The organism is Mycobacterium sp. E136 (genome assembly GCF_001666865.1).
In the GTDB taxonomy this organism is placed as follows: Bacteria; Actinomycetota; Actinomycetes; order Mycobacteriales; family Mycobacteriaceae; genus Mycobacterium.
This window is the reverse complement of the sequence record NZ_LZJE01000279.1, coordinates 1-4,476: the sequence shown is the minus strand read 5'-3', so window position 1 is coordinate 4,476 and position 4,476 is coordinate 1. Positions and strand designations below refer to the sequence as shown.

Sequence of the window (4,476 nt, the reverse complement as noted above, 5' to 3'; positions counted from 1 at the left end):
TGACGTTCAACCGGGCGATCGAAGACCGCGCGGCCGCCGAGCGCACCTTTGCGGTGTCCGCGCCGACCATGCCCGCCGGCACCAGGCCGGGAGCCATCGACTCCGGCGGCAACACCGGCGCCCCGGGGATGGGGGCGATGGGCGCCTCCGGCGGCGGAGCGGCTGGCGGCAGTGGATCCTCCACGGCGGCCGGGATGTCGACGACGGCGACGGGCGGTTCCTCGGGCGGCGCAGGAAGCTCGGCCGGTGGCGGGGCCGGTGGGGCCGCGGGCGCCGGCGGAGCGGCAGGACGGGGAGCCGCTGCGGCAGCGAGATCCGGCGACGATTTGGCGGCCGGACTCGGTTCGGCGGGAGTGGACACCTTCCCCGGGGCCAGCTGCATGCTGATGGCCGCCGACACCGACACAACGAAGGTGACGGTTCCCGCTGCCAGCATCGCCAGCGGGCCGGTCTGGGCGGGCTGCCGTTGACGTTGTGTGCCCGCCCTGAGCGGCCGATCGGTGGCCGCCACCGGTTGGCCGCTGTCGGCCGAGGCGAGCGCGGCGCCGCGGGCCAGGGCCAACTCGGCCTCGGCGGGTGCGAACACCGGCACCGACAGCACGGTTTCGAGCCGGGGCATGATGGCGTCCAGGTCGGCACCCGAGCCGACGAGTACCAACGCCTCGGGCCGCCACTCGGCGGTGGCGAAGACGGTGTTCAGCCAGCGAATCAACGATTCCTCGCTGTCGATCGCATGGTTGACGGCGGTCTGCACCGCACCTTCTCCCGTGTGCACGATCAGCGCTATGACCGCGTCGTATTCGATGACGCACACCGCGGTGACGACGTTGCCGATCAAATCGGCGACACCCCACGCCAACGCCTCCGACGCCTCGGGCAGCTGAATCGCGGCGACGTTGTCGAATCCGCATTCGCGTAACGACCTCAGCAGCAGCGCCGCTTCGGTTTCGGCGTCGTCGCTCCACGTCACACCGATCGTGTGCAACCGGTGGCCGCGGTTGGCGGCCACGGCCTCGGCCCGCAATACCGCCGCTGCGGCCTCGTCGGATGTGTGCCGCGGAGAGCACCGGCGGGTGGGAGGGATCTCAATGGCATCGCGGTCGACTGTGGGGCCATCGGCGCCCTGTCCTTCGACGAGGACAAGGCCGATGGCAGATGGTGTCACCGACAAGCCCAGTACGGCGTCCACTCACACCCTTTCGGACGTCCACTTACCGGGGTGACGGTAACAGCACTGCGCCTCGCCCATTTTCCGGGGAGTCGGCCCGTGGCTCATTCGCATTGAATCGAAATGTGCTGTGCCGCTGAAACTCCTGTAAGCGAAGTCCGAACGTCTTTGCCGAGGCAATTGTTCGCTATCCCGCACCAGGTGCAGATGGCCGTGGCAGGGTGAACACACATGGCGGCAGTCGAGCAGGCGGAGGGCGGGCCCAGCGGGCGCACGGTACTTGGTCACCCGATCGGCCTGACGAACCTGTTCGGGGTGGAGCTGTGGGAGCGGTTCTCGTTCTACGGGATGCTCACGATTCTCGGCTACTACCTCTATTACTCGGTCACCGACGGCGGTCTCGGACTTCCGCAGAGCACCGCCACCGGCATTGTCGGCGCCTACGGCGGGCTGGTCTACCTGTCGACCGTGCTCGGCGGGTGGATCGCCGACCGGTTACTGGGCATGGAGCGGACGGTTTTCTACGGCGGCTTCGTGGTGATGCTGGGCCATATCGCCTTGGCCATCGTTCCCGGGCTGACGGGCGTGGCCGCGGGCCTGGTGCTCGTCGCGCTCGGTTCCGGCGCGCTCAAGGCCAACGCATCGTCGCTGCTGGGCACGCTCTACGACAAGGGCGACCCCCGATGCGACGGCGGGTTCACCCTGTTTTACCTGGGCATCAACCTCGGCGCCTTCATCGGCCCGCTCATCACCGGGTTGTTGCAGACCCGGATCGGATTCCACTACGGGTTCGGTGCGGCAGCGGTCGGCATGGCGTTGGGGTTGACGCAGTACGTCGTCTTCCGGCGCAATCTCGGTGATCATGGCCGCTATGTTCCTAATCCCCTGCCCCGCAACGTCTTCGGGCGGCTGGGATTGATCGCCATCGCGGCCGCGGTACTGATCGGCGCCGTGTTCGCGACGGGCGTGGTCAAGCTGTCGAATCTGTCGCATGTGACGACAGGGGTCCTCGTCGTGGCGTCGGTGGCCTACTTCGCGGTGATGCTGACCAGCTCCAAAGTCACGACGGTCGAGCGCACCAGGGTCCGTGCGTTCATTCCGCTGTTCGTCGCCAACGCGGTGTTCTGGTCGCTGTTCCAACAGATCTTCACCGTGCTGGCCGTGTACTCCGATGAGCGCATGAACTGGTCCATCTTCGGGTGGACCGCGCCATCGAGTTGGATCGGCTCGATCGAACCGGTGTGGATCATCACGCTGTCGCCACTTTTCGCGGCGATGTGGACACGGCTCGGCAGCCGTGCTCCGACGACGCCGCGGAAATTCGCCTACGGCGTGATCGGGATGGGCTTGGCTTTCCTGCTTTTTCTCCCGATGGCGGGCACCAGCGGCGAGGCGGTGCCCGCGCTGTACATCGTCGGCGTGATGGCGGTGTTCGCGATCAGCGAGTTGATGCTTTCACCCATCGGGCTGTCGGCCACCACAAAGCTTGCGCCCGAGGCATTTCGGGCGCAGATGATGGCGCTGTACTTCTTCTCCGTCGGGATCGGCACGGCGATGTCCGGTGTGTTGGCCGGTTATTACAAGCCGACTCACGAGTTCGCCTACTTCGGCATCATCGGGGTGGTCGCGGTTGCGGCCGGTGTCATCGTGTTCGCGCTCGCGCCGTGGATCAGCCGCCACATGGAAGGTGTGCACTGACGCCGGGTTCGGGCGACGGCTATGCGGCCAGAATCTCCTGCAGCAGTGTGGGTTCGACATTGCCACCGGAGAGAACGACCACCGTTCGGCCCGCCGGACCGGCCTGCTTGCGGTAGGCAGCGAGCGCGACCGCACCGCTGGGTTCGCTCACCAGATGCGCTCGGTGCGCGAGTTCGCGTACTGCGGAACGAATTTCGTCCTCGGTCACGGTGACCATGTCATCGAGCACCCGTTGCAGATGAGCGAAGGTCAACTCCGACGGTTGCGAACGCAGCCCGTCGGCGATGGTGCGGTTGCGGTCCTGGATGGACCAGTCGACGCGATGCCCGACGCTGAGGCTCTGGGCCGTGTCGGCGGCGAGTTCGGGTTCGACGCCGATCACTTTCGCGTTGGGGCACAGCGCCTTGACCGCCGTGCCGATACCCGAGGCGAGGCCGCCACCACTGACCGGTATCAGCACCGTGTCGACCGTCGGTAGGTCCTCGGCGATCTCCAACCCGATCGTGCCCTGTCCGGCGATGATGTCGGGGTGATCGAACGGCGGTATCAGCACCCCGCCGGTTTCCTCCACCAGTTCGGCGGCGACCCGTTCCCGTTGTCCCGCAGCACATAACACGACCGTCGCGCCGTGATTGCGGGTGGCCGCAACCTTGACCTCCGGGGTCTCCTCCGGCATCACGATGTGGGCGGGGATCGCGTATACCGCCGCTGCGTAGGCCACTGCCTGGGCGTGGTTCCCGCTGGAGTAGGCGACCACTCCCCTGGTGCGTACGGATTCGTCGAGATGCCCGATCGCGTTGAACGCACCGCGCACCTTGAACGCTCCGATCGACTGCAGGCTCTCGGGCTTCACCCACAACGGGCGGTCGTCGTCGCCGGCCCACGGTGCCGGTAGCAGCGGCGTCCGCAGCACGAAGGCGCGAATACGCGCGGCGGCCTGCTCGATGTCTTCGAGTGTCACCAAATCCACCCCACCAGTGTGCTCCCAGTGCCGGGATCGGCCCCGAGCGTGAATCGGGATTTGTCAGACCTCGAATGTATGTTCGAGACATGTCGGGGACGGCGTTGCAGGCGGCGATATCGGCGCTGCGTGCGGCTTATGAGGAGGTGGCCGCCTGCGATGTGGATCTGTTGACCCGGCATGAGTTGGTGGCTGCGCTTGATGAGTGGGAGACGTTGTCGTGTCAGCTCCCGACGATGGGTCACCGCTTGTTGGCTCGTCTGCAGTGTGAGACGACGCCCAATGAGATGGGTGCTCACACCTGGAAAGAAGTGCTGCGGGTGCGCTACCGGATCTCGACGAGCGAGGCGCATCGGCGGTTGACCGAGGCCGAGCTGCTGGCCCCGCGCCAGGCGGTGACCGGGCCGTCGCTGCCACCGGCCCTGCCCGCCACCGCCGCTGCCCAATCTTCGGGGCTGATCAACACCGACCATGTCGAGGTCATTCGCAAATCGATCACCAAACTGCCCAGCTGGGTGGACGCGCCCACCCGCGAGCAATTCGAACTCGACCTGGTCCGCACCGCGGTCAAGGTCGGGCCCAAAGAACTCACCGACACCGCCGACCTCACACTGTTTCTGCTCGACCAAGACGGCCCCGAGCCCACCGA

At 66.8% G+C, this 4,476-nt stretch carries 4 protein-coding genes; 2 read left to right on the top strand and 2 right to left on the bottom strand.

Annotated elements, in window-relative coordinates; genetic code table 11:
- Window positions 1–1,189 (bottom strand): DUF7159 family protein (locus A5698_RS18375; protein WP_068299850.1); only part of this gene is annotated, 1,189 nt, incomplete at its 3' end.
- Between the two features lie 210 nt (window positions 1,190–1,399).
- On the opposite strand from A5698_RS18375, the gene A5698_RS18370 reads away from it, so the two are divergent.
- Window positions 1,400–2,866, top strand: a complete 1,467-nt coding sequence (locus A5698_RS18370; protein ID WP_067082752.1) for a peptide MFS transporter — start codon at window positions 1,400–1,402, stop codon at window positions 2,864–2,866.
- A gap of 19 nt (window positions 2,867–2,885) precedes the next feature.
- On the opposite strand, the gene A5698_RS18365 is transcribed toward A5698_RS18370, so the two are convergent.
- The gene (locus A5698_RS18365; RefSeq protein WP_067082750.1) at window positions 2,886–3,836 is read right to left on the bottom strand and encodes a threonine ammonia-lyase; all 951 of its coding nucleotides are present in this window, start codon (window positions 3,834–3,836) and stop codon (window positions 2,886–2,888) included.
- Window positions 3,837–3,901: 65 nt separating this feature from the next.
- On the opposite strand from A5698_RS18365, the gene A5698_RS18360 reads away from it, so the two are divergent.
- Window positions 3,902–4,476, top strand: a 575-nt coding sequence (locus tag A5698_RS18360) for a DUF222 domain-containing protein (protein ID WP_156670809.1), incomplete at its 3' end; no start/stop codon positions are given.

Bases quoted from the DNA above. Each gene is read 5' to 3' on its own strand.
- A5698_RS18370 (WP_067082752.1), top strand. From the start codon at position 1,400: ATGGCGGCAGTCGAGCAGGCGGAGGGCGGGCCCAGCGGGCGCACGGTA.